This is a genomic window from Paracoccus sp. S4493 (genome assembly GCF_000967735.1).
GTDB classification, from domain to species: Bacteria; Pseudomonadota; Alphaproteobacteria; order Rhodobacterales; family Rhodobacteraceae; genus Paracoccus; species Paracoccus marcusii.
In genome coordinates this window covers 1-3,013 of sequence record NZ_JXYF01000480.1, presented here as the reverse complement: position 1 = coordinate 3,013, position 3,013 = coordinate 1, and the positions used below count along the sequence as shown (strand labels likewise).

Sequence of the window (3,013 nt, the reverse complement as noted above, 5' to 3'; positions counted from 1 at the left end):
TTACTTGGGGAATGTGGGTGAAGTTGGAACTTCGGTATGGCTGATTTTCAAGCTCGTTCTGGTCGCACTGTTCATGCAGAGCTGGGCGGACTTTAATGGCGTCTTTTCAGCCATTGAGGGCGGCTTTGGAGCAATTGGAAACGCCATGTTGGCCGGGGGCCTTGGCGTTGGGGAAACAGAGACAAGTTTTCCTAGGGAATTGGACAACCTTGCAGAAAACATGGGGAACTACGCCAATGTCACTGCTGGTCGTTTGAACATTCTGGGCGGGATGATTAACGCCCTCATGTTCATGGCTATCGCGGTCTTTGGCGCACTTGCTACATTGGCAATGGTCGCATCTAGGGTCGTCCTGGCTGTGCTTGTCGGCTTGGCCCCCTTCGCAATCCTCGCAACGCTTACGGCGCAAACAAGATCCTACTTTGATACGTGGCTGAGCGGTGTGATTAAGGTCTTGATGTATCCGCTTATCCTGATCGGCATTTTTGCGACGATTTTGGGTATGGGCAACGCGACGATTGCCAGTATCGACCCCGAGGCGGTTGATACTATCGGTCAGATCACGCCTGTTCTGATGGTACTCGTGCTCGCATCCTTCCTCGTCCTTCTAAGCCCTTTGATCGTCACGATGGTCGCTGGTGACTTCGCCCTGGGGGCGGTCACGGCAATTGTGTCTGCAAGGGCGATAAAGACAGGAGCTGGCGCGCTGCGATCTGGTGGTGCCGCAGCACGTGGGGTTGGTACCGGGGCTGCGGGCATCGAGCCCTCAACAGGCGCAAGCGTTTCGGCACGCGCTGGCAACTACGCAGGACAAGCAGCTCGGGGTGTGGTTGCAGATACCGCATCGTACATGAAGAACCCCGTCAGCAATACCAATGATGCAGTGAACCTTCGCGCCAATCAGATCAATCGAGCGTCTGAACGTTTGGCAAGGCTGCGACGAAAATGAAAAAGGGGGGCATTGCCCCCCTTCTCTTTTGCTAGGCTAAGTCGCCTCTGGCTTTTTTTTGTCTTCGTCAGTCTTCTCTACATCAACGCTTTCGGCGGGACCGTCAGTAACGTCGCCTCCCATTACAAGCTTCAATTTCGGCTCAAGGTTTAGCCTGTCGCGCTTTGCCTTCTTCCTTGTCCGATCAACGACAGCGGGCGTCGGTTCGGCGTCCTTTAGCTTTCGGATTTCATCATAAAGGTCTAGCGATGATGCTACCCAGGCCGCGACGGTCTGCATGTCGTCAGTCGTGAGGTCCTTTACCGAAGGCAAGCTCAATGTCTGCGGTTCGTCCTGAGGCGCTTGCTCGGCTTTTCCGGTTGGCGTCACTAGTGATTGCGGGCTGCGCGCCGCGGACTGATCCGCCTGCTCAGCCGATGCGGGCAACGTCGCCGGCGTCGGGCCGTCCTGTTCGGTCGGCTGTTCAGCTTTATTGGCGGGCGCATCTTTCACCGGTGGCGGCTGCTGCGCTTTCAGTGATTTGCGTTCAAGGTGATTGATCCGCGATTGTAGAAGTGACTTCTCAACAGCTTCCCAGCTCAACTCGTTCTGCATCTCTAGGATTTTCGCAAAATGCCGATCCCTGTGGTGAACGATGGCTTTAACCTTCAATGGCTGCTTGCCGTTGACGATGATGATGCTCACATCCTCCGGCAAGCGTCTTGCTCCATCCTCTGTAAGCAGCGGCTTTTCATCGGTCCGTTCAGTCAACGTAACCCGCTGACCAAGGCCAAGTTGGCGAGACCGTGTGATTGCGCGTTTGCTTGTCATGCCACAAGCTTTCGAAAGATCCTCAATCGTCATTTCTTCGGAGGGCGTCATGTAAAGCTTCAACCCCGCACCGCCCTGTATCGAAAGCCGTTCTTCGTAGGAATAAATAGAGTCCAGCACAGGAATTGTCTGAGTAATAATTGCAATCCTGCCGTGGAAACCCCGAATGGTCGTCATCGCACGTGCTACAGCAGTCATCTTTCCGAGAAGATGGAATTCGTCCAGAATTATCATCGCGTGATACGGCTCGTCTTTCTCCGGCATCCGACTCTGAATCGTTGCAACAAGCTCGTTGAAAAACAGTCTGACCAAACCTGCAAGCGGCTCAAGATCAGCTTCAGCAACAACGAAATAGATCGAAGTCTTTTCACGGCGAAGATCGTTGAAAGTAAAATCACTCGCTGAGGTCATGTCATCAATATGCGGGTTGGCCCAAAGGTCAAAACCAGCATTATTCAAGACTGACTTGTAGGAACTAAGCGTTTTTGTCTCCAGCTTAGCCATGCCAGCCAATTCGGTTCGTAGGGCTGGCTCTGTGGCAGTTTGAGACAGGTTTTTGATATGCTTTTGAAGATCGCCTTCACCTTCTGAGAGGGCACGGTGAATTCCTCCAAGGGTGAAGTCCTTTCTTTCATAAGCCACGCCACCCATGACGCTGAAAAGCTGGATTGCACCCTTCAACCACTCCCCTGCCCCGTCAGCTTGAAGAAACAAAGTAGCAATTTTGCGGAGTTCAAAATTAATCTGGCCGTAGTCTGTAAGCTTTCCAATTCGCTCCAGCGGGTTGTACCGGTGCGATGCTTTTCCAAATTCTACAGGGGCAAATTTATAGATTTTATTGCCCATATTTGCGCGCCATCTGGCAGTGTTTTTGAAATTCTCTCCCTTAACATCCAGTGTGACTGTGGAACCTTCGAAGGTGAAAAGGTTGGGGTAGACAAAACCGACACCCTTACCTGCGCCCGTTGGTGCTACGATCAAGCAGTTGGGGTATTTATCTGACGTTATATACTGGCCCCGCGATTCAGGCGCTGAAGTCTTCGCAAGAATGAAGCCTTTGCCCGGCTTACCCAACAACTTGTTGCGCCGCATCTCCCAACGCGATTGCCATTCAGACGTACCTTGTTTCGTCAGAGCTTCAGACGCTGAGTGTGCGCCGAAGGCGAAACCGCCTATGGCAAGAAACAGGAATATCAACCAGACTTGGGTAAAAAGACCCTCGTTCTGCGTCTTAAGCATACATTCCCCAAGTGG

2 protein-coding genes are annotated in these 3,013 nt (G+C 52.6%); one reads left to right on the top strand and one right to left on the bottom strand.

The features are described from left to right. Positions 1-949 (top strand): type IV secretion system protein (locus TW83_RS18615; protein WP_084697716.1); only part of this gene is annotated, 949 nt, incomplete at its 5' end. 36 nt (positions 950-985) lie between these two features. On the opposite strand, the gene TW83_RS20285 is transcribed toward TW83_RS18615, so the two are convergent. Continuing rightward, the coding region (locus TW83_RS20285) for a type IV secretory system conjugative DNA transfer family protein (RefSeq protein ID WP_204245806.1) at positions 986-3,013 on the bottom strand (2,028 nt) is incomplete at its 5' end.